Genomic DNA, 20,787 nt, shown 5'->3' on the forward strand with positions numbered 1-20,787 from the left:
CGGTCAGCGCCACCAGGGCTGGTGGCGCTGCGCCGCCACCACGCCGGCCGGTTCCACCAGCTCGGTCAGCCGCGGCGTCACGTGCTCCAGGTGCTCGCGCACCCACAGCGCGGTGGACAGGTCCGAGACGGTCGTGCCGTTGGGCAGCACCGGCTCGCGCAGCTGCGGCGGCGCGAGCATCGGCACGTCGCCGTGGTCCGTGCGGTCCAGGCGGGACGCGAGGTGGTCGAACCAGGCCGCGACCTGCCCCGCGTGGTCGCCCAGCGTCACCCTGAGCGGGTCGGGGTCGCCCGCCGCCGCGGGCAGCCCGGCCAGCGAGTGCGCCGTCAGCCGGACCCGCAGCGCCCCGGCGACCAGCCGCCACAGGTACTCCTTGGGCACCCGCTTGGCCCCCTGCTCGGCGAGGAATCCGCGCAGCGCCTCGTCCAGGCGGATGCCGGCGGCGATCGCCGCCGAGGCCGGCGGCGACTCCGGGCGCAGGCCCAGCGCCCAGTGGGCCGCGTCGGACAGGTACAGGCCGCCGGTGCGGAAGGCGTCCGCGAGGTCGTCGGCGACCAGCGAGCCCGCGCCGCGCGGCCAGAACAGCACGCCGACCAGGAAGCTCACCGCGCAGCCGATCGCCACGTCCTCGATCCGCACCACGCCGATCTGCCAGCCCGCCGGCACCAGCAGGTTGAACAGCACCGACACGACCACCGTGAAGGCGGCCTGACCGGCGGCAAACGGCAGCACGCCCGGAGCGTAGGCCGCGACCAGCACCGCCAGCGGCAGCGCCGTCCACAGCGCGGCGGTGCTGGACCCGATGGCCAGCAGCAGCACCGCGCCGATGACGAAGCCGGCGACCGTGCCGAGCAGGGCCCGCAGCGCCGTGGACCCGGTCGACGCGGCGTTCGTGCGCAGCACCGAGAGGGTGCCGAGCACCACCCAGAAGCCGTGCTCCACGCCCGTCAGGTCCGCCACCGCGACCGCGACCGCCAGCGCGATCGCGCCTCGTGCGCTGTTCAGGAACCACACCGACCGCAGGTTGGCGTGCCGTGACACCAGGTTGGTGACCGTCGTCAGGCCCGCGAGACGGCTCTCGCTCTGGGCCGGGGCCGTGCCGAACCAGCGCCGCCGCCCGCGGGACACGATCGACGGGTCGGCCTGGTGCGAGGCGATCAGGGCGTCCGCGAGCGCGGTGTGCGCGGCGACCGCCGCCGTACGCGCGTGGAACGACAGGTGCACCGCCGCCCCGAAGCCGGCGCTGTCGCTGCGCAGCCGGCGCAGGTGCTCCACGCTGTCCGCGAGGCTGCGCTCCAGGCAGTCCAGCTCCGGCTTGGTCGGCTCGCCGTCCAGCACCGCCGCGACGTCCCGCAGCACCGTCGCCGTGTCCGTGAGCAGACGGCGCTCCACCTCGTCGATGTGCGTCAGGTCGTCGTACTCGCGGAGGCTGTCGCAGATCACCGACGTGCACCACTCCAGCAGCCCGACCAGGCTGTCCAGCGCCTGGTCGGCCGCCGCGAGGCCGGTCGGCCGGTACGGCGTCGCGGTGAACGTGCTGAGCAGGTTGTGCTTGCACTCGATCGAGTGCTCCCGCCACTTCGGGTCGCGGTCGCCCTTGAGCGCCGCGCCGAGCTGGTCGGCCAGCGCTCGGGCGCTCGTCGCCACCGCTCGCCGCAGCGCCGCGCCCGGCGGCTTCGGCGACAGCGCCAGCACCGCGAGCGTGCCGACGATCGAGGCCAGCCACCAGCCGGCCAGCCGGGCCGGGACCATGTCCATCGTGCCCGGCGAGGCCGCCGGCAGCACGTAGGCCAGCAGCGCCGCCGTGCTGCCCGAGGCCGCGTTCGGGCCGCCGACGCCCGCGAACAGCACCAGGAACACCACCGGCAGCGTCACCAGGGTCGCCAGCAGCACCGAGGTGTTCACCGCCGTGCCGATGACGATCAAGGCGCTGCCGGCCAGCGCCAGGCCCAGGTGCGCGACGATCTTGTCACGGGCCCGGCCGCCGAAGGCCGCCAGCACCAGCGTGGCGAAGCCGCCGAAGGCCGCGAAGGTGGCCACCTGGAGGTCGCCCAGCACCTCGTAGCTGAAGGCGAACAGGCCCGGCACCACCAGGGTCGCGCGGAGAGCCCGCAGCGCGGCCGGAGTCGACCACAAGCTGTTCATCGGGCGAGCATATTTGCCGTTCCACGTCAGCGATATGCCAAGCGGCCGGTCAGCGAGAATGATCGATGAGCCGACCGTCCTGCGCGCACCTGGGGGCCGCCCGATGACCACTCCCGTCGAGATGAGCCGCGACCGCTTCGACCCGTCGCCCGCGCTGCGCGAGCTGGCCGGCCAACCCGGCTTACCCCGGTTCACCTCGGTGTTCGGGCCCGCCCGGCTCGCCGTGCGGCACGAGGACGTGCGGGCCGTGTACGGCAACTCGGTCGAGTTCAGCAACGGCGCCCAGACGCGGCTGCAGGGCACCGAGTCCGCCGACGTCGGCTTCATCCTCGGCTACGACCCGCCCGAGCACACCCGGCTGCGGCGCATGATCGCGCCCGAGTTCACCCTGCGGCGGATGCGCGCCATCCAGCCCCGGATCGTCACGATCGTCGATTCCGCACTCGACGCCCTGGCCGCCGCCGGGCCCGGCGCGGACCTCGTGTCCACCTTCGCCCTGCCCGTGCCGTCGCTGGTGATCTGCGAGCTGCTCGGCGTGCCGTACGAGGACCGGGACCGGTTCCAGCTGCTGACCACCCGTCAGCTCGACTTCGCCGTGCCGCTGGAGGAGCGCAACCAGGTCGGCCAGGAGGTGGCCGAGTACCTCCGCGAGCTCGTCTCCCGGCACCAGGCGTCCCCCGGCGACGACCTCATCGGCGAACTCATCCGCCTGTACGGCGCGGATCTCTCGTTCGCCGAGCTCGTCGGCGTCTCCCACATGCTGCTGATCGCCGGGCATGAGACCACGTCCAACATGCTCGGGCTGGGTTCCCTGCTGCTGCTGGAGAATCCGGCGCAGCTGGCCGTGATGCGCGACTCCCCCGACGCCGTCGAGGGCGCCGTCGAGGAGCTGCTCCGCTACCTGTCCGTCGTCCACTTCGGTCTGCCCCGGGAGGTCGTCGCCGAGGTCACCGTCGGCGGCGACACCCTCTCCGTCGGCGAACTGGTCGTGTGCTCCATCGTCCTGGCCAACCGCGACGCCGCCGTCGTGGACGACCCCGACCGCCTCGACCTCACCCGGCGCGCCACCCCCCACCTCGCGTTCGGCCACGGCATCCACCACTGCGTCGGCGCACCCCTGGCCCGGCTGGAGATGGCCATCGCCTTCCCCGCCCTGCTCCGGCGGTTCCCCACTCTGCGGCTGGCCGTGCCCGCCGCGGAGATCCCCTTCCACACCACCGGCCCCGTCTACGGCGTCCAGTCCCTGCCCGTGGCCTGGTGACATTCAGCAGGCGTGGCCGACCAGCTGCCGCCGGTTCCCGTCCAGCCAGGTCCGGGACCGCCGGTTCTGGTTCTCGTACCCGTCGGCCCACATCTTCGCGAAGCCGGGGTGGCCCGCCGGCGGGTGTTGTCCAGCGCCTGGTCCAGGAACTCGGCCAGCAACCCGATCACCTGCTCGCGCTGCGCGGCGGCGAGGTCGTGGGCGTCGGCGAACGCACGGAACCGGCCGGCGAGGTCGGTGTCGGCGCGGGCGTCGGCGATGTCCACGGGGTCGCGCAGCGGAATCCAGTGACGGGCGGCGACGGCGATGTCGAACAGCGGGCTGGCCGGGGTCGCGAGGTCGAAGTCGATGAACGCGGCGGCACGACCGGCCCGGACGACGACGTTCTCCAGGCACAGGTCGGCGTGGCAGACGAGGTTTCCCCGCGCGCCGGCCGGAAGCCGGCGCGTCGGCCACCGCATTCCCGGCGGCAGTTCGAACCCCGCCGACGCGTGGTGCAGTTCTCGTTGCAGGGCAGCGATGCTGAGCAACAGATCCGCGTCGGCCACCCAGTCCGGATACGGCTCGACGGCCACGTCCCCGTCGAGGAAGTCGAGCACCTCGCGGCCCTGCGCGTCCAGGCGGTGGAAGCGCGGCGAGCCATGGAAACCGACCTCGGCCAGGTGCGTCAGGAACAGTCGGACCTGGCTCGCCGCCGGTCCACCGGGCCGACGCACCGTGTCCCCCCACCCTGACGACCCGTCCGGCGTTGTCGACCCCGCCGACCAGCTGCTCCTCCGCCACGCGATCCCCCGAACATCTCATACCGGCAACGGCCGATGATATTCGGTACCCGCGGCGACCGGCCCGACAGAACCGCGTTCCTTGAGATCAGACGTAGTACGAGTTGACCGCCGACTGGCCGGTGTAGTTCGGCCCCGCCCGATCGTCCGCACCGCGGTAGCGAAACGGCAGTCTTACCGCGCGCCGACCTCGGCACGTGATCCGCCGCCGGCGTCCGTCGTACTCGAACCCGTTGGCACGCAGAGCGGTGGGCAGCCGGCGCCCGAGCCCCGTCCGTACGCCGGCCACGTCCAGGTTCGCCACTAGCAGGCCGTCGGTGGCGAGCCACGACGCCGCGCCGGCCAGCACCCCGAGCTTGTCGCCCACGTAGTGCAAACCGTGCACACAGGTCACCAGGTCGTACTGGCCAGCCGGCGTCCAGGTGGTCGCCGACGCCACTTCCAGCCGTACGCCGGGATGTCCCGGCCCGGCGAAGAAGTCCACGAGGTCGACGCCGGTGATGAGCAGCCGCTCGTCGTCGATCATCCGCGCGCATTCGAGCAGCGCCGACCCGGTGCCGCAGCACAGATCCAGCCACCTGACGGTCTCGATACCGCGGTCGAGCCGGTCCTGGATCAGCCCGGCGATGTCGATGCCCAGTTCGCGCTCGTACGCGGCGAGCCGCCGTTCGCGGTTCATGTCGCAGTTGGCCACCACGGCCGATCGTTCCAGCGCGGCGTCGTCGAGCAGCCGGTTCACTGGTCGATTTTATCCCACTGCGCCTGGAAGAAGTGCATGCCGCCGTCCGAATCGCCGACCACCACAACGTCCCCGTCGCCGGCGACCGCGAGGCACCGGCCGTCCGCCGGCAGCCGAACCGCAGTGATCTCACGGCCGGAGCTCAACCGGTGCGCGAACACCTCCCGGTCACCCAGCCGGATCAACAGGTTCCGGTCCGGGACGAGGCGAATCGCCCGCGAGCGCGGAAGTTGGAGCCGGAGCAGGAGGACGTCCTCATCGGGGTCGATGCCCCAGACGCCGCTCACCAGCTCGTCGTGGTGGACGAACAACAGGGTGCCGTCCAGGGTCTCGACGCACGGGAGGTCGCTGCCCTTCGGCAGTGGCAACTCCTGGTGGGTCTCGCCGGTCGCGGCGTCCAGCACGGCGAGGGAGGTGACGTCGCCGACCTCGCGGGTAGTCACGATGGCACCGTCGGCCAGCTGGACGACCCAGCCGTACACGCCCCACGTGAGCTCGGCGGTGATCCGGCCGTGCAGGGTCCACACGAGCTCGCCACTGACAAGATCCCAGCACTGCAAGGCACGTACGCCCAGGACGCTGACGGGGGCGCCGCCGACGAGGGAATGCTCCTTCCGTAACAGACAAGGCACCAGGGCGTAGCGGCCGGCGATCAACGGGTGGAAGTTGCCGCCACCGCCGAACTCGCCGACGAGCGGCCGCCGGGAACCGTCCAGGGACCAGACCTCGGGCGCGCTGTCGTAGAGCACGACGAGCAGCGACTGGTCGTCGATCACGGCCAGCGAGACGATGCCGTCGACGGGAGCCAGAATGCGCTGATCCCCGTTTCGGGACACCAGATGCAGCCTTCTACGCTCGGCGACGACCAACAGCCCCGACGGCATGAACACGGGCTCACAAGGCACGTCATGACTCTCGACGGTGGCCAGCAGGGTGCCGGATCCGACGTCCCACAGCAGAACCTCGCCGGTGAGGCCGACGCTCGCGGCCAGCGTGCCGTCGCCGGACACGACGAGGTCCGTGACGGAACCCCTGTGCCGCCCCGAATCCCGTTCGTCGCCGCCAAGGGCCGGCCACAGCTTCAGCGAACCGGGCTCGTGGGCGGTGACCAACTGCCCATCGGGCAGATACGCCATGTCGACGACGCTGCCGTCGACGACGGCGAAGGTGGCCAGGGACTCCCCATCGGGACGGCTGACCCGAGCGCCGTGCATCGACCCGGCGGCAACGAAGTCGCGGAAGGTGGCAAGTGTGCGGATGTATCCCTGCCGGGGGAAACGCGCCACCTCGGAGCCGGAGGAAAGATCCCACCGGATGATCTCGTGGGCCGCGGTGTACAGCGACGAGTCGTCGAAGTGCAGCGCGGTCGGGGCCTCCTGGTGTCCTCGACCGGTTTCGTTGGCACCACAAAGGATCCACGTGTCGCCCAGCCACTCGAGGTCCGGCATCTCGCGAATGAACTGGTCGGTCCCGTACAGCTCGCGGGACAGGCGCAGACCGTCGAGATCCCACAGCAGCACCTGATTGTCCCGGCCGGCGGAGGCGGCGGTCATCCCGTCCGGGCTGACCGCCACGTGGTCCACACTGGACACATGCGAGTCGAAGACCGCAAGGCACGTGCCGTCCGAAAGGTCCCACACCCGCACGGTCCGGTCCTCGCCACCGGAAACCGCCCGCAGCCCCTGGCCGGCGACCTCACGAACGTAGCCACTGTGCCCGGCCAGCACGAAGACGGTCCGCCAACTCCTCGTGTCCCACACGCGAATCGTCTCGTCGTCGGACGCCGACAGCAGCAGCCGACCGGCGTCGGCGAGCGCCAGACTGTTGACGGGACCGGAATGTCCGACCAGCCGGTCGATGGCGCGCCCCTCCCCCAGCGACACCAGGTACAGCGTGCCGTCGTTCTCGGCGCTCACAACGCACGTGTCGCCGTCGGGCAGCACGACGATGCTGTGCAGGCCGCCGTCGGGCAGCGGCAGGGTGAAGGTCTCCGTCAGTCGCGGCGTTGGAGCCGTACCGATCCTGTGCAACGCCACGCGGGCATTGTCCCGGCGACGCAGCGGCCGGGACATACGCACAACTGCGTAGTTGACGTCAGTTGGCGGTGAGCGCGTTGACGGTCAGCCGCCCGCCGTCGGTGGGCGAGTTGTCGGCCGGCGTCTGCTGGTAGTCACCGACCTGGAACCGCACGTCCTTGCCCTTGAACGACGCGTTCAGCGGCACGGTCTGCCTGCCGGTCTGGCCGCCGGAGGTGGCGGTCACGGTGAAGCCGGCGGCGTTCTCGGTGATCGTGTACGAGAAAGCCGCGTTCATCGGCACGTTCGTCAGCACGGTCGAGGTGTCGCTGCCGGGCACGGTCGGATTCTTGCGTACGGTCAGCGTGACGCGGCCGGAATTGGCGGCGTCGGCGGAGGTGTGCCGGTAGTGCAGCATCAGCAGCGGCACGGACGAGATCGGGCCGCCGCCGTGGATCTGGCCGATGATGATGTCCTGCGCGCTGGGCAGCTGCTGCATGACCATGGTGGCGGTCATGGTGTGCGCGCCGGAGCCGGCGCTGAAGTCGTTGGTGCTGACCAGTTCCGTGCGCGGGTGCGGCGAGTGCGGCGTGTGCGCGCCCTTGGTCGGCGCGAAGAAGGTCAGGCTGCCGTCGGCGTTCCGCGTCAGCCACGGCGCGGTGATCTTCGCCGGGCTGACGGTCGACGCCGCGCCGCTCTGCTGGCCGGCGGAGTCGACCGGCAGCGTCAGCGTGAAACCCGACAGCGACACCCCGGCCGCCGCCGAAGCCGGGCCCTGCGCCGCCGAGATCCCCCACGCGCCGGCCCCGACCACCGCCGTCGCGGCCACGGCCGCGATCAGCGCCCGTCGACGACCGACCGGCATTCGTCCAAGCATGTGAACCGCCTTTCACCCTGGTACGAGCAGGTGCGACGCGCTGTGGCCGCAACCGGTTCAGGCCCTGTCACGGATATGAACAACCGCTTGCAAACGGCCTATTGAAACACGATGTAAACGTTTGTAGCCTGCGTCACATGGACCGGGTGAGTCGTCGTCGCATCGTCACGCTGGGGGCCGCCGGCGCGGCCGGGATGGCCCTGCCGCTGGCCGGCACCGCATCCGCGGAACCGGCCAGGCCGTCGGGAAAGCTGTTCGACGTCAAGGAGTTCGGCGCCCGCGGCGACGGGGTCACGATCGACACCGCGGCGATCAACCGCGCCGTCGACGCGGCATCGGCGCACGGCGGCACGGTGTTCTTCCCGGCCGGCACGTACGCCAGCTACTCCGTCCACCTCAAGAGCAACGTGGCCCTCTACCTGGGATTCAACGCCACACTGCTGGCCGCGGCGCCGGCGAACGGCCAGGGGTACGACCCGGCCGAACAGCCCGGCGCCGGCAACAACTACCAGGACTTCGGGCACAGCCACTGGCACAACAGCCTGATCTGGGGCGAGAACCTGGTCAACGTGACCATCGGCGGCCCCGGCACGATCGACGGCAAGGGCCTGGTCAGCGGCGGCAGTCAGGAGTCGGCGCCGTTGCAGGGCAACAAGGCCATCGCGCTCAAGCTGTGCCGCAACGTGGTGATCCGGGACGTCACCATGGTCAACGGCGGGCACTTCTGCGTGCTGCCGACCGGCGTGGACAACTTCCGCATCGACAACGTGGTGATCGACACCAACCGCGACGGCATCGACATCGACTGCTGCAAGAACGTCCGGATCTCCAACACCACGGTCAACTCGCCCAACGACGACGCCATCGTGCTCAAGAGCTCCTACGCGCTGGGCACGGTCCGCGACACCGAGAACGTCACCATCGACAACTGCCTGGTCAGCGGCTACGACCTGGGCACGCTGGTGGACGGCACGTTCAAGACGGCCGCCTTCGGCCGCACCGGGCGCATCAAGTGCGGCACCGAGTCCAACGGCGGCTTCAAGAACATCGCCATCTCCAACGTCGTCTTCGAGTACTGCCGGGGCCTGGCGTTCGAGACGGTGGACGGCGGCGGCCTCGAGGACATCACCGTCAGCAACATCACCATGCGCAACGTGCAGATGCCGATCTTCTTCCGGCTCGGCTCCCGCATGCGCGGCCCGGCCGGGCTGCCCATCGGCACGCTGCGCCGGGTCAGCATCGCCAACGTCATCGCGCACAACGCCGACCCGCGCTACCCGTCGGCGATCGCCGGCATTCCCGGCCACCGGATCGAGGACGTGCGGATCAGCAACGTGCGCCACCACATGGTCGGCGGGCTGTCCATGACCGGCGTCCCGGAGAACCCGCCGGAGAACGAGAACGCCTACCCGGAGCCGAGCATGTTCGGCACGCTGCCGGCGTACGGCTTCTTCATCCGGCACGTCGACGGCCTCACGCTGGACAACGTCGAGGTGCGGTACGAGCAGGTCGACACCCGGCCGGCGTTCGCGCTGCGCGACGTCGTCGACGCCGACTTCCACCACGTCAAGGCGGACAAGGCGCCGACCGCGCCGACGTTCGTGCTCGACGACGTGACCGACTTCCGGGTCACCACCAGTCGACCGGTGGCGGACACGGTGATCGACCAGACCGGTCACTCTGAGCTCTGACAGCGCTGTCACCAGGCGATACAGCCGGTCACGGCCTATCGTGACCGGCTGTGGACCTTCCAGTGATGCCGCCGGTGCGCCCGATGCTCGCCAAGGCCGTGCACGAGGTGCCGGTCGCCGACGGACTGCTGTACGAGCCGAAGTGGGACGGGTTCCGGTGCATCGTCTTCCGCGACGGTGACGAGGTGGAGCTCGGCTCCCGCAACGACCGGCCGCTGACCCGGTACTTTCCCGAGCTGGTCGACCTCCTGCTGGAGGTGCTGCCGCCGCGGTGCGTGGTGGACGGCGAGATCATCGTGGTCACCGGCGACGGGCTGGACTTCGACACGCTCCAGAACCGGCTGCACCCGGCGGCGTCGCGCGTGCGCAAGCTGGCGGTGGAGACGCCCGCCAGCTTTGTCGCCTTCGACCTGCTCGCGCTCGGTGACGACAACCTGATGGACGAGCCGTTCACGCGGCGACGGGAGCTGCTGGAGAGCGTGATCGGCGGCGACCTCGCCCGGATCCACATCACGCCGCTGACGCGGGACGCGGCCGTGGCGGCCGACTGGTTCACCCGGTTCGAGGGCGCCGGCTTCGACGGCGTCATGGCCAAGCCCGGCGACCTGCCGTACGAGCAGGACAAGCGGGTGATGTGGAAGGTCAAGCACGAGCGGACGGCCGACTGCGTGGTGGCCGGTTTCCGCTGGCACAAGGACGGCAACGGCGTCGGGTCGCTGCTGCTCGGCCTGTACGACGACGAGGGCACCCTGCACCACGTCGGCGTGGCCAGCAGCATGACCGCCGCCCGACGCAAGGAGCTGGTGGACGAGCTCGCGCCGTTGCGGGAGAACGCCTTGGAGACGCATCCGTGGCGGCGGTGGGCGGAGGCGCAGGCCGATGCCGGCGGACGGATGCCCGGCGGGCAGAGCCGGTGGAGCGCGGGCAAGGACCTGAGCTGGGAGCCGCTGCGGCCGGAGCTGGTGGCCGAGGTGCGGTACGAGCACGTGATGGCCGGGCGGCTGCGGCACGGCGGGCGGCTCGTGCGGTTCCGGCCGGACCGCACGCCCGAGTCGTGCACGTACGGGCAGTTGGACCAGGTGGCGCCGGCGGAGCTGAAGGCGATCTTCGGGTCATGATCGTCGAGGGGGTGGAGATCACCCATCCGGAGAAGGTGTTCTTCGGCAAGATCGGGGCGACCAAGCTGGACCTGGTGCGGTACTACCAGGCCGTCGCCGAGCCGTTCCTGGCGACCGTGCGCGGGCGGCCGCTGCTGATGGAGCGCTATCCGGAGGGCGCCGGCGGGAAGTCGTTCTTCCAGAAGCGGGTGCCCAAGTCCGCGCCGTCGTGGCTCCAGACGACGGTCGTGTCGACGCCGAACGGCACCACCAGCGACGCCCTGGTGGCCGCCGACCTGGCGCACGTGCTGTGGGCCGTGAACATGGGCTGCCTGGGCTTTCACGTGTGGCCCATCCATGCCGCCAATCCGTCGGTGACCGATGAGCTGCGCATCGACCTCGATCCGTCGCCGGGGATCGCCTTCCCGCAGATCGTCGAGGCGGCGCTACTGGTGCGGGATTTCCTTGCAGAGGACGGCATCAAGGCGTACGTGAAGACCACCGGTTCGCGTGGCCTGCACATCTACGTGCGGCTCGCGGAGCGCTGGGACGGCTACCAGGTGCGGGCCGGCGCCGTGGCGCTGGCCCGGGAACTCGAGCGCCGGCACCCCGCGCTGATCACCGCCAAGTGGTGGAAGGAGGAGCGCGGGCAGCGGGTGTTCGTCGACTTCAACCAGAACGCCCCGCACAAGACCGTCTTCGGCGCCTGGTGCGCGCGGCCGCGGGTCGGCGGGCAGGTGTCGATGCCGATCGGGTGGGACCGGCTGGAGACCGTCGATCCGGATGCCCTGACCATCCAGACGGTGCCATCACTGGTGGCGGAGCAGGGCGACGCCTGGGCGGGGATGAACTCCGAGCCGCAGTCCCTGGAGCCGCTGCTGGCGCGGTCGGAACGGGACATGGCCGCCGGGCTGATGGATGCCCCGTGGCCGCCGGTGTACCCGAAGATGCCGAACGAGCCGCCGAGGGTTGCGCCGAGCCGGGCCCGTCCGATCGAGAGCTGAGAACCTCCTGCCTGCCAACGGGTTCTCGCTCGATGGGGCAGACCCTGGCGGCGGCCGTGGACGCAACTCCCTGTGACGCTTGAACATTGTGATCAGGCCGCGCACTCAGCGCGGCGATCTGATCACTGGGGAGAAGCGACACGTGTTGAGCAAGAAGACAATCCTCGGAGCCGTGCCCATCGCGGCCGTCGCCGTCGCCGCGTTGATCGGCCCCGCGACGGCCTCGGCGGCGGTTCAGCCGGCCGCCGCGGCGGTCGTCGCCCCGCACTGGACCACGCAGGCGACCTTCGGTGGCGGCAGCAGTTCCGGGCCCAGCCTGGCGTCGCTCAACGGTCGGTTGTATGCAGCGTGGAAGGGCGCGGACGGCGATCAGCGCCTGTTCTACTCGTCCACCGGCGACGGCGTGAACTGGACCACGCAGGCGACTTTCGGTGGCGGCAGCAGCACCAGCCCGACGCTTGCGGTGTTCGGCAACCGGCTGTTCGCAGCGTGGAAGGGCGCGGGCTCTGACCAGCGGCTGTTCTACTCGTCGACCAGCGACGGCGTGAACTGGACCACCCAGGCGGGCTTCGGCGGCGGCAGCAGCGACAGCCCGGCACTGGCGTCCTCCAACGGGATTCTTTACGCCGCTTGGAAAGGCGCCGGCAGCGACTCGCGACTGTTCACGGCCTCGACCGCTGACGGCGTGAACTGGTCCGGGCAGGCGCAGTTCGGCGGCGGCACCAGCGCGGCGCCGAGTCTGACCGCCCTCGGCGGTCGGGTTTACGCCGCGTGGAAGGGCGCGGGCACCGATGAGCAGCTGTACACGGCGTCCTCGTCCGACGGCGCCAACTGGACCGGTCAATCGATCATCCCTGGCGCATCCAGCACGTCGCCGGGGCTGGCCTCGTTGAACGGCCGGGTCTACGCGGTGTGGAAGGGCGCGGACAGCGACGAGCACCTGTACACGGCCTCGTCGTTCGACGGCGTGAACTGGACCGCTCAGGCACAGTTCGGCGGTGGCAGCAGCGACAGCCCGTCGGCCACCGCGTTCGCCGGCCAGCTCTACGCGGCATGGAAGGGCGGGGACACCGACCAGCGCCTCTTCTACGCGTCGTCACCGAACGGCAGCTGATCACTTCGAGCTGGGCCCCTCATGCAGGGAAGGACGCCTTACCCGCGTTGAACGAGGGTAAGGCGTCCTTCCCTGCGTCAGAACCTGCCTGAAACCTACATTCGGTGTGTCTGTGAGCGCGACTCGCGGGGGTTCACTGGACGGCGGCGGATACCAGGGACTGGTACCAGGGGGTCCAGGGGGTGTTGGTGGCGGGGTAGTTGGCCAAGGGGGTGGTGGCGTCGCCGGCGGAGTCGAAGTCCCAGCCGCGGACGAGGTGCCCGGACTGGCGGCCGGCCACGATGAACGACGAGTCGGTGGCGGGAGCGGCGTAGAACAGCGCCCCCTGTTGGAGAACGGCGTTGTCGCCGTCCTGGAACTCGTCGAAAGCGGTTTGCTGGTAACGGATCCGACCGCCGGTCACACCGGAATCCGTGTACCGCAGGGTCGATGCCTCGGTCGGGCCGTCAGCACCCGTGTAGACGGTGACACCCCGAGCCGACGACTTCGGCAGCAGGGCGCTGGATGTCTTGGCGTTGCCGCTCCACGAAACCGTTGCCCCGGAAAGAACCCCGTTCCACGTCCAGTTCTGGCTGCTGCTCTGGCTCTTGTGCACCTCCAGCAGGGAACCGGAACCCGTGAACGCCACGGTCGGCGTCACGCCGTTGTCGTACTGATGGCTGTCCTGCCAGGTGATCTCGCCGTCGGCGCCGAGCTGGCCTACGTGGTACCAGAGCGTGGTGGCCGTCTGCGACTGGTGCACCTCCACCAGCTGCCCCGCGTCGTTCAGCGCGACGGCCGGCGTGACACCGCTGTCGTACTTGCCGTGCCGCAGCCAGGTCACGGTGCCGTCGGCGCCCAGAGTCCCGGTCCAGTACCACAAAGCGCCGCCCCCGGAGTCGTGCACCTCGACGATCCGGCCACGGCCGTTGACGGCGACGGCCGGGTGGTAGCCGACGTCCCGCTTGTACTCGGTACGGGTGCCGCTGTCACCGGACAGCAGCGTCAGAACGCGGCCGCGCAGCGAGTCGACCGACGGCGAGCCGACGTAGTCGGCGGGGTGCAGCAGGCTCGACCCGAACGCCGACTGGAGCTCGGCGTTCAGCGCGGTCAGGTTGCCGGTGGCGAAGTTCGGGTTGTCGGTGAGGTCGTCCTTCAGGTCGAGCATCACCACCAGCGGCGCGTGCGTCGGGTGCGCGTTCGACCAGCCGGCGATCATGTTCAGCCAGTCGCGCAGCAGGTTGGACGCCGGATTGCCGTTGTGGTCGACCAGATCGCCGGGGCTGCTGTGGCCGATCGAGTAGTCGTGGTTGGCGGCGTAGCCGTTGTCGTGCACGTCGAGTTCGACGAACCGCACGCCGTGGTCGAGCTGGTACGGGATCGAGTTCTTGGCGCCGTCCACGTTGCCGGAGTAGCTGTTGTGCGTCGCCAGGAACAGCGAGTCCACGAACGGCTGGCCGGTCTGCGGGCCGGCGACCAGGGCGGAGGCGGCGGTCAGGGCGGTCAGGTACGCGCCGAGGCGGTTCATCCAGCGTCCTCACGGGGCCGAAACGGTCGGGGCGCAGCCCATCCTGTCCCGTGACCGGCCGACGAGGCCATGAACATTTCGTGACGGGCGGGGCACCGCAGTGCCCCGCCGCCGCCCCGGTCACGAGAGGAACTTGAGCACCTCCGGATAGAACACGTCCGGCCGCTCCACGTGCGCGATGTGCCCGCAGTGCTCGATCACCCGCAGCCGCGAGGACGGCAGCGCCCGGTGCAGCTCCTGGGCCCAGCGCGGACCGCAGATGAAGTCGTCCTCGCCGACGACGACCAGCGCCGGCACGTCGAGCGCCGACAACTGCTCACGGACGTCGAACGGCACGTCCTGGCCGCGAGAGGGCCCGCTCCAGATGCGCATCGCCGCCCGCAGCGGCTCGAACTCCACGCGCCAGTCGGCGAAGTAGGCCGGCATGATCGTCCGCAGCACGTCGGTGAGCTCGTCGTTGGTCATCTCGGCGTGCTGGGACGTGAACGCGGCGAGGATCTTCTGGCCGTGGCGCTGGATGTTGGCCACCGCATCGCCGAAGAACTCGGCGCCGGTGCGGGCCGAGGTGTCGTAGAGCACCAGCGCGTCGACAGGGTGCGCCAGGGCGTACTTCTGCACGACGAAGCCGCCGTGGGAGTGGCCCAGCAGCGCGACCGGGCCGGCGGCCAGGTCTTCGACGACGACGTGCAGGTAGCGGACGTAGTTGTCGAGCGTGTAGTCGGTGTCGGCGGCCAGCCGCCCTGACTCGCCGGTGCCAATCGGCTCGACGTACACCATGGTCAGGTGCTCTTCGAGCGGTCGCATGCGCAGGTAGTCCCAGGCGATGCCGGGGCCGCCGGAGTGGGCGAGGCAGACCGGGCCGTTGCCGGCGACGTGGTAGCGCTGCTCGACGCCGTCGAGCGTGACGGAATGGGTGGTGATGGTCATGCCGGCAAGATGCGAACTCGATCGGAAAGTTCGACCGGTTGCCAGTGATCCCCGTCATAGCGGATGGTACAGGCGGAGCTTGCCGTACCGGCCCTCCCGGCGGGTCATCACCCAGATCACGCCGGGCGGGCAGTGCTCGGGGTCGTCCGGCGGGCTGATCAGGTCCATCTCCCACACCGTCACGTCGCAGCTGGTGACGGCGTACCGCAGCCGCTGGTGAACGCCGTCGGTCAGGTCCTTGTCCATGCCGTGGACGAGCAGGTCGCGGCCGCCGCGCAGGCCGTTGCCGGCGATCATCTCCGTCTCGGGCAGCCACCGGTCGTGCACGAGCGCCGGGAACTCGCCGCGCTCGGCGACCTCCAACGTCTCGACGGCCTCGCGGGTGCTGGCCGTGTTGGCCGCGCCGGCATCGGCGTGCGCGACGTCGGCGGTGGCCCGCAGCGACTCCACCAACTTGCCGCGCGCCTGGTTGAGGCGGCTGCGCACGGTGCCGACCGGCACCTCGAGGACCTCGGCGATCTCGTCGTACGTGGTGACGGTGGTGAAGTAGCGCAGCAGCAGCGTCTGACGCAGCGAAGGCGTGAGTTCGCCCATCGCGTGCCAGATCCAGTCCCGCGAGGCATGATCGTCGACGATCCGCTCCGGCGACATCGGATCGGCCGGCGCCAGCGGCTCGGCCACCGGCACCACCGACCGAGCCGCGCGCAGCCGCATCCGGCACTCGTTGCGGACGATCATCCGCAGCCAGGGGCCGACCGATTCCGGTTCGCGCAGGTCGCCGATGCGGCGCAGGGCGGTCAGCGAGGCGTCCTGCACCGCGTCCTCGGCGTCCGGGCCGTAGCCGAGGACCGCCAGCGCGACCGCCCGCATGCCGGCCTCGTGCCGGGTCAGCAGCAGCCCGAGGGCGCCCACGTCGCCGTCGCGGGCGGCCCGGACCAGTTCCACGTCAGAGAGCACTCGCCATCCTGTCGACGGCCAGCTCCAGGACCTCGGCGCTGGTGCCGAAGTTCAGCCGGACGTAGCCGCTGTGCTCACCGAACCTCGTACCCGGCTCCAGCGCCACTCCGGCGGCCAGAAAGCGGTCACGCGGCACCGTCCCGCTGCCCAAACCGCGACAGTCCAGCCAGCCCAGGTACGTCGCCTGCGGAGGCCGCCAGCTCACCTCGGGCAGCCGGTCCCGCACCAGTTTGGTCAGCAGCGTGCGGCGGTCGTCGAGGGTGGCGAGGAGGCGCTCCAGCCAAGCGTCGCCGTGCGTGTAGGCCGCGATGGTGGCGAGGACGCCGAAGTGGCCGGTGCGCCAACGCGTGTCTGGTGGCATCTGTGCAACCAAGTCCCGCATTCGTGGCGAGCCCGTGACGACGGTGGCGCACTTCAGCGCGGCGAGGTTGAACGCCTTGCTCGCGGACACCACGGAGACGCCGATCTCGGCGGCGCCGGGCACGGTGAGCAACGGCGTGAAGGTCGCGCCGGGCAGCGCCAGCGGGGCGTGGATCTCGTCGCTGATCACCGGGACCTGGTGCCTGGTCGCCAGCTCGACGACCGTGGCCAGGTCCTCCGGCGAGTGCACCCGGCCGACCGGATTGTGCGGGTTGCACAGCACGAACGCCGCCGGCCCGGTGGCGAACGCCCGGTCAAGGGCCGGCAGGTCGAGCCGCCAGCCGTCCTCCTCGGTGTGAGTGAGCGGCACGTCGTGCAGCTCGGTGCGGGCCTCGTCGAGCCAGTCGAAGAACGGCGGGTAGACCGGTGTGTTGATCACCACCCGGTCGCCGGGCTTGGTGACCAGCCGAAGCACCTCGACGACGCCGGTGCTGACGTCGGTCGCGGCCGTGACCGCCTCCGGGTCGATCTGCCAGCCCCAGCGCCGGTCGGCGAACCCCGCGAGCGCCTCGCCGAGGCCGTCGGTCGGCATCGCGTAGCCGGTGTCGGAGCGCCCGACCGCGTCGGCAAGCGCTTCCCGGACGGCGTCGGCCAGGGCGAAGTCCGTCTCGGCGATGGTCAGCGGCAGCACCTCCGGGCCGTACGCGCGCCACTTCGCGCTTCGACGCTCGCGCAGCCGGTGCAGGGGTTCGACGGGGAGCAGGTCGGTCATGCCGCCATTCTCACCCGGCGCGGGGTTTGACTTGACCAAGACGACTAGTCATATTGGAGGCATGCCCCGTCACAGCGTCCGCGACGTCATCGTCGAGACCGCGCTCGGCGAGTTCCATCGCATCGGCTACGCCGCCTGCTCGGTCGACACCATCACGCGCGCCGCCGGCGTGCCCAAGGGGTCGTTCTACAACCATTTCAAGAGCAAGGAAGAGCTCGCGGTCGAGGTCGTGGCCAAGTACACCGCCGAGGCCGGATGGCACGGCGTCGTCGATCCGGCGCTGACGCCGCTGGCGAAGCTGCGCGCCCAGTTCCGGGTGATGGGCGACGTGCTCGTGGGCAACGGCTACACCCGCGGCTGCATGATCGGCAACATGGGCGAGGAGCTCTCCGACCACAGCGAGCTCATGCGCGCCCAGGTCCGAGCCAGCCTCGGCGGTTGGGCCGAGGGCATCGCCGACACCCTTCGCGCCGCGAGGGAGGCCGGCGAGCTCACCGTCGACGCCGACACCGACATGCTCGCCCGGTTCGTGCTGGACGCCTGGGAGGGCGCGCTGCTGCGGGCCAAGACCGTCAAGACCGACGAGCCCCTCGACGACTTCTTCACCACGGTGTTCACGCGCCTGCTCGTCTGATGCCCCTCCGGGCGGCCGGGAGTGCCGACGCCGGTTCCCGCTGCTCGACCGCCCGGCCGACAAAGGTGCCGACAGTGGCGCGGATAGGGATTTCCCCGATGCTGCGCCGGTCCGACGTGGTCAGGCTCGCGGCTCAGCGTTCCCCCGAGCCATGGAGTCATCCCGTGACGACCCGCCTCCGCGCCCTGTTGGCGCTTCCCCTCCTGCTGACCGGCTGCGCCACCGCGGCGGGCGGGTCCTCCACACCAGCGCCGGACACCGGCGACCAGCACCAGCGGTCCTACAGCGGGCACCTGCACCTGACCGGCGCCGCCAGCGCCGACGTCGACTGGCGCGACTCCGACATGCCTGTGTTCGGCGGGAGCTGCCAGGAGGTCGGCGCCAAGGGCAACGGCGGCAAGGGCCTCGGCGTCGCCGGCCAGTACCAGCTGCCGCCGGTCGCGACCATCACCAGCGGCGGGTCCACGATCGACGTGAGCATCAGCATCAAGCAGTACCACGGCCCCGGCGCCTATGACCCGTCCGAGTTCTCCGGCGACGTCGTCGTGCACACCGGCGGCAACTCCAAGGGCTACCAGGTCGGCGCGATCTCCCAACCCGTGCTCAAGACCGCGGCCGACGGATCCGGCGAACTGACATTCACCCACGCCCAGGCGATCTACGACGCGGACGCCCCCACCCTCGACGGCGACCTGAAATGGAGCTGCACGGACTGAGTGCCGGGCGATCCGAGCAGCCCCCGAATCCATCCAACCATGGGCCACCGACAGTTCCGGGTGACGGACGCCCTGGTCGAGGCCGAATCCGAGGAACTGTCAGCGCCTCGTGCTTGGATTGATTCGGGGGCTGCGAAATTCGCTTTCCCAGGACGTCCGCCGCCGACTATCCTCGTCCGCCGCGAATTCGGACGAGGGGGAAGCCGTGACCGCCGAACAAGAGCTGCTGTCCGAACGGGACTACCTGGACCACGCCCACGTCTGCCTGAAACACAGCCGCGAGCAGCTGCGGGAGCTGGCGGCGCGGGCGCGCAGGCGTCCGGGCGACGAGTTGATGGTGGAATGGCTGGAGTGGCGGGCCGATCAGCTCCGCGACGCCAACGAGTCGCCGCTGTTCTTCGGCCGCATCGACGGCCCGGAGCCGAAACCGTGCTACATCGGCCGCCGCTACGTCAGCGACGAGCGCGACGAGCCGGTGGTGATCGACTGGCGCACGGACATGGCGGCCCGGTTCTACCGGGCGACGCCGTCCCGACGGATGGAGGTGACCCGCCGCCGGCGCTTCGGCTTCGACGGCGTCACGCTGACCAGCTTCGACGACGAATCGCTCACCGAGGACACCGGCGACACCGGCCTGAGCCGGCTGGTGATCGCCGAGATCGAGCGCTCGCACTACGGCCCGATGCGCGACATCGTCGCCACCATCCAGCCCGACCAGGACGAGATCGTCCGCACCGAGCTGGCCAGCACGCTGATCGTGCAGGGCGGCCCCGGCACCGGCAAGACCGCGGTCGGCCTGCACCGAGCCGCCTACCTGCTCTACGAACACAGCCGCCTGCGCCGCGAGGGCGTACTGGTCGTAGGCCCGAACGACCTCTTCGTCCGCTACATCAGCCGCGTGCTGCCGACGCTCGGCGAGAGCCAGGTCGTGCACAGCTCGGTCGACGGCCTGGTCACGGACCGCAAGAAACCAGTCGCCGAAGAGCCGCAGGTCGCGGCCTTGAAGGGCGACGCACGGATGGCCGAGGTGCTGCGCCGGGCGGTCTGGTCCGGCCTCCGGCCGCCGACCGAGGATGTGGTGGTCCGCGAGACCAGCCCGTACGTGCGGATCACGCCGGACGTCGTAACCGAGCTCTGCTCGGACCTGGTCGACCGACAGGTGCCGCTGACCAGGGCCCGCGAGCACCTGATCGAACGCGCGGTCAGCCACGTCCGCCGCAACCTGGAGGAACGCGGCCACGCCCTCACCGACGGCGAGGCCCGGCGGCTGATCCGCGCGAAGTCGTTGCGGGACTTGGCAAGCGGCATCTTCCCCAACGCCACGCCGGCACAGGTGCTGTTCGCCCTGCTCACCGACGCCGATGTCCTGCGCCGCGCCGCCGACGGCATCCTGACCGCCGACGAGCAGGCGATCCTGTCGTGGCCGACGGCGCCGGTGTCGGTCGGCCGGGCCAAGTGGTCGGTGGCCGACCGGTTCCTGATCGACGAGATCGCCGGCCTGATGGCCCCGCCCGACCGCTACGGCCACGTGGTGATCGACGAGGCGCAGGACCTCTCCCCCATCCAGCTGCGGGCGATCATGCGCCGCTGCGCCGGCTCCGCCACCCTGCTCGGCGACATGGCCCAGCGGACCACGGCGTGGGCGGCCGGCAGCTGGGAGGCGGTGGCGGCGCATCTCGGCGTGACGACCGATCTGGTTCGGCTGACCACGAGCTTCCGGGTGCCGCGTGAGATCATCGCCGTGGCCAACGCCCTCCTGCCGACCATCTCCCCCGACCTGCCGCCGACCGTCTCCGGCCGGCACGTGCCGGGCGCCCTGACCACCGTCGCCTGCGACGACGTGCCCGCCGAACTCGTGCACGTCCTTCGCGCCACGGAACACCATCCCGACAGCGTCGGCATCGTGCTCGACGACGACCGCTTCGCCGCCGTCCGCAAGCACCTGGCCAAGGAGGGCATCGAGACCGGCCTACCGCACGAGGACGGCTCCGACCACAAGATCTCCCTCGTGCCCGTCAGCCTCGCCAAGGGCCTCGAGTTCGACCACGTCGTGCTGATCGAACCGGCCGAGATCACCGGCTCCGGCCCCGACGGCCGGCGCCTGCTCTACATCGCCCTGACCCGGGCGATCTCGCGGCTCACCCTGCTGCACGAGCGGCAGCTGCCGCCGGAACTGGGCGCATAGACCC

17 protein-coding genes are annotated in these 20,787 nt (G+C 70.7%); 8 read left to right on the top strand and 9 right to left on the bottom strand.

The window, feature by feature from the left end:
- Positions 1–3 precede the first annotated feature (3 nt).
- On the bottom strand, positions 4–2,145 hold the full coding sequence (locus BCF44_RS07940; protein WP_116173459.1) for an FUSC family protein: 2,142 nt from the start codon (positions 2,143–2,145) through the stop codon (positions 4–6).
- 103 nt (positions 2,146–2,248) lie between these two features.
- On the opposite strand from BCF44_RS07940, the gene BCF44_RS07945 reads away from it, so the two are divergent.
- Entirely contained in the window at positions 2,249–3,406 is a 1,158-nt protein-coding gene (locus BCF44_RS07945) for a cytochrome P450 (protein ID WP_116173460.1), read from the top strand.
- Here the strand turns inward: BCF44_RS07945 and BCF44_RS07950 are convergent.
- The 4 genes from BCF44_RS07950 to BCF44_RS07965 all read right to left on the bottom strand — a co-directional run bounded on the left by BCF44_RS07950 (position 3,373) and on the right by BCF44_RS07965 (position 7,807).
- On the bottom strand, positions 3,373–4,122 hold the full coding sequence (locus BCF44_RS07950) for a phosphotransferase (protein WP_170217387.1): 750 nt from the start codon (positions 4,120–4,122) through the stop codon (positions 3,373–3,375). The two genes, BCF44_RS07945 and BCF44_RS07950, sit on opposite strands and share 34 nt — an antisense overlap.
- Before the next feature lie 154 nt (positions 4,123–4,276).
- Positions 4,277–4,927 carry a class I SAM-dependent methyltransferase gene (locus BCF44_RS07955; RefSeq protein ID WP_246014882.1) on the bottom strand — a complete coding sequence of 217 codons (651 nt, stop codon included), beginning with the start codon at positions 4,925–4,927 and terminating at the stop codon, positions 4,277–4,279.
- Entirely contained in the window at positions 4,924–6,963 is a 2,040-nt protein-coding gene (locus BCF44_RS07960; protein WP_170217388.1) for a WD40 repeat domain-containing protein, read from the bottom strand. Before BCF44_RS07960 ends, BCF44_RS07955 begins: the two co-directional genes overlap by 4 nt.
- Positions 6,964–7,021: 58 nt before the next feature.
- Complete coding sequence (locus BCF44_RS07965; protein WP_170217389.1) at positions 7,022–7,807, bottom strand: polysaccharide lyase family 7 protein; 786 nt, start codon at positions 7,805–7,807, stop codon at positions 7,022–7,024.
- A 149-nt stretch (positions 7,808–7,956) separates the two neighbouring features.
- Here BCF44_RS07965 and BCF44_RS07970 point away from each other — a divergent pair, with 149 nt between their 5' ends.
- From BCF44_RS07970 to BCF44_RS07985, 4 genes are all read left to right on the top strand, one after another.
- Positions 7,957–9,510, top strand: coding sequence for a rhamnogalacturonidase (locus BCF44_RS07970; protein ID WP_116173464.1), 1,554 nt, complete (start codon positions 7,957–7,959; stop codon positions 9,508–9,510).
- 50 nt (positions 9,511–9,560) lie between these two features.
- A complete protein-coding gene (locus BCF44_RS07975) occupies positions 9,561–10,628 on the top strand; it encodes an ATP-dependent DNA ligase (protein ID WP_211352928.1) in 1,068 nt (355 codons plus the stop codon).
- Complete coding sequence (gene ligD / locus BCF44_RS07980) at positions 10,625–11,611, top strand: non-homologous end-joining DNA ligase (RefSeq protein WP_116173465.1); 987 nt, start codon at positions 10,625–10,627, stop codon at positions 11,609–11,611. The genes BCF44_RS07975 and ligD overlap by 4 nt, the downstream gene beginning before the upstream one ends.
- 145 nt (positions 11,612–11,756) lie before the next feature.
- Positions 11,757–12,725 carry a hypothetical protein gene (locus BCF44_RS07985; protein WP_147328428.1) on the top strand — a complete coding sequence of 323 codons (969 nt, stop codon included), beginning with the start codon at positions 11,757–11,759 and terminating at the stop codon, positions 12,723–12,725.
- A gap of 133 nt (positions 12,726–12,858) precedes the next feature.
- Here the strand turns inward: BCF44_RS07985 and BCF44_RS07990 are convergent, their stop codons facing one another.
- The 4 genes from BCF44_RS07990 to BCF44_RS08005 all read right to left on the bottom strand — a co-directional run bounded on the left by BCF44_RS07990 (position 12,859) and on the right by BCF44_RS08005 (position 17,248).
- Entirely contained in the window at positions 12,859–14,232 is a 1,374-nt protein-coding gene (locus tag BCF44_RS07990; protein WP_116173467.1) for a PI-PLC domain-containing protein, read from the bottom strand.
- A 120-nt stretch (positions 14,233–14,352) separates the two neighbouring features.
- Positions 14,353–15,159 carry an alpha/beta fold hydrolase gene (locus tag BCF44_RS07995; protein ID WP_116173468.1) on the bottom strand — a complete coding sequence of 269 codons (807 nt, stop codon included), beginning with the start codon at positions 15,157–15,159 and terminating at the stop codon, positions 14,353–14,355.
- Between the two features lie 54 nt (positions 15,160–15,213).
- The gene (locus tag BCF44_RS08000) at positions 15,214–16,116 is read right to left on the bottom strand and encodes an RNA polymerase sigma factor (RefSeq protein ID WP_211352929.1); all 903 of its coding nucleotides are present in this window, start codon (positions 16,114–16,116) and stop codon (positions 15,214–15,216) included.
- Positions 16,106–17,248 (bottom strand): MalY/PatB family protein, encoded by a 1,143-nt coding sequence (locus tag BCF44_RS08005; protein WP_116173469.1) that lies wholly within the window; start codon positions 17,246–17,248, stop codon positions 16,106–16,108. The genes BCF44_RS08000 and BCF44_RS08005 overlap by 11 nt, the downstream gene beginning before the upstream one ends.
- Before the next feature lie 61 nt (positions 17,249–17,309).
- Here BCF44_RS08005 and BCF44_RS54685 point away from each other — a divergent pair, with 61 nt between their 5' ends.
- From BCF44_RS54685 to BCF44_RS08025, 3 genes are all read left to right on the top strand, one after another.
- Positions 17,310–17,882, top strand: coding sequence for a TetR/AcrR family transcriptional regulator (locus tag BCF44_RS54685; protein ID WP_170217390.1), 573 nt, complete (start codon positions 17,310–17,312; stop codon positions 17,880–17,882).
- 164 nt (positions 17,883–18,046) lie between these two features.
- A complete protein-coding gene (locus tag BCF44_RS08020) occupies positions 18,047–18,598 on the top strand; it encodes a hypothetical protein (RefSeq protein ID WP_116173470.1) in 552 nt (183 codons plus the stop codon).
- A 205-nt stretch (positions 18,599–18,803) separates the two neighbouring features.
- The gene (locus BCF44_RS08025; protein ID WP_116173471.1) at positions 18,804–20,783 is read left to right on the top strand and encodes a HelD family protein; all 1,980 of its coding nucleotides are present in this window, start codon (positions 18,804–18,806) and stop codon (positions 20,781–20,783) included.
- The last annotated feature ends 4 nt before the right edge of the window (positions 20,784–20,787 follow it).

It is taken from the genome of Kutzneria buriramensis, from assembly GCF_003387475.1.
Lineage (GTDB): Bacteria > Actinomycetota > Actinomycetes > Mycobacteriales > Pseudonocardiaceae > Kutzneria > Kutzneria buriramensis.